At 34.2% G+C, this 561-nt stretch carries 1 protein-coding gene; it reads left to right on the top strand.

What is annotated here, in order from left to right; genetic code table 11:
• Positions 1 to 106 precede the first annotated feature (106 nt).
• On the top strand, positions 107 to 561 hold a 455-nt coding region (locus AC1DRF_RS31780), incomplete at its 3' end, for a nitroreductase family protein (protein ID WP_477742800.1).

Below are 561 nucleotides of genomic sequence, written 5' to 3'. Positions count from 1 at the left end.
TAGAGATATAAGAATTCATTATATCTTGTTTATCTCCTTTTATCAGAGGGAAGGGTATAAACATGCAATTTAAGCTTAAAAAAACAAACAATTAGGAGTGTGGAAAATGGGTTTTTTAGATAAATTATTTGATAAATCAAGTGATCAACAACAGGTTGGAAAAGATTTTTATGAAGCAATTAAAAACCGACGTTCTATTTATGCAATTGATAAAAATGTAAAAATATCAGAAGAAAAAATTGAAGAAATTATCAACTTTGCGGTGAAACATACTCCTTCAGCATTTAATTCCCAAAGCGCACGCGTAGTCGTTTTATTTGGCGAACAGCATGATAAAGTATGGGATATTACGAGAGAAACGCTTCGTAAAATTGTTCCAGCTGAAAATTTTTCAGATACGGATCAAAAAATGAACTTATTCGGAAGCGGCTATGGAACAGTTCTTTTCTTTGAAGATCAAGAAGTAGTGGAAGGGCTCCAAAAGCAGTTCGCATCTTACAGCGAAAATTTCCCGGTTTGGTCTAACCAATCATCAGGCATGCTGCAGCATGTGATTTGGAC

It is taken from the genome of Priestia sp. P5_B4 (assembly GCF_056400385.1).
The sequence above is the reverse complement of the archived record's forward strand: the minus strand, read 5'-3'. Positions and strand labels throughout refer to the sequence as shown.